Raw genomic sequence first — 816 nt, forward strand, 5'->3', positions numbered from 1 at the left:
CAGCCGCCAGGTATTCGCCTCTGGCAACAGCGCACCGTCAGAGCCTATCGACTTCACCTCAGCCCCCAACCCGTGCCCATACAGCAACGCAGTCTTGGATGAGCCTTCGCGCACGCCATAGAAACTCTCATTGTGTAACCCCAACAGCGCGTGGACCCCGTTGTTAGCAGCATCGCCTTTCACCAGATGGTTATCCACATCGCGCCGCGCATCGTTATCTTTAGCACGCATACCGCTGACCATCAGTTGAACCGGCCCCTGAAAATGATTGAGGCTGAGAATGTAATTCTGCGCTGTATTCTCACTGTTCTCGATGTCCCCGAAAGTGCGGCCATAAACCGAGAAATTGCTATGCGCGTTCTCATCCAAGCGCATATCGTAGATACCCGCGCCGGTCCCTGCGAGGAATACCACATCGGAATCAATCCAGTGGATATCGAAGTTATCGCGATCGAAGCGTTTCCCCGCCCATACCGTGCTGTCTTTAAACGCCCCGGTGAACGTCGGCAAATGGCCCAGTTCGGTAAACGCCTGACGCAGATTGAGATCGCTGCTGGATGCCGTCCAGTCGTTATAGCTGCGCTGTCCATCGGCCAGCATCACCTTGAATCGGGTAGTGGCACCGCTCGCCAATGTCTGTTTATGTTCAAGGTTTAATTCAACGTAGGTATCCGGCTCGTTGCCCAGACGTCCGACATGACCGCCAGTTTCTCCCGCAGGCGTCACCGAGGGGCCACCTTGCGTTTTTGCCGCTGAATTATTCATCAACAGGCCGGAGCGCGCATAGCCATGAAATTCGAAACCGCCGTTGTCACT

At 55.1% G+C, this 816-nt stretch carries 1 protein-coding gene; it reads right to left on the reverse strand.

Translation table 11 applies throughout. The annotated features are described in order from the left end of the window. Positions 1–816, reverse strand: an 816-nt coding sequence (locus J5224_RS31690; RefSeq protein ID WP_264628944.1) for a carbohydrate porin, incomplete at both ends; no start/stop codon positions are given.

The organism is Candidatus Symbiopectobacterium sp. NZEC135, assembly GCF_025962695.1.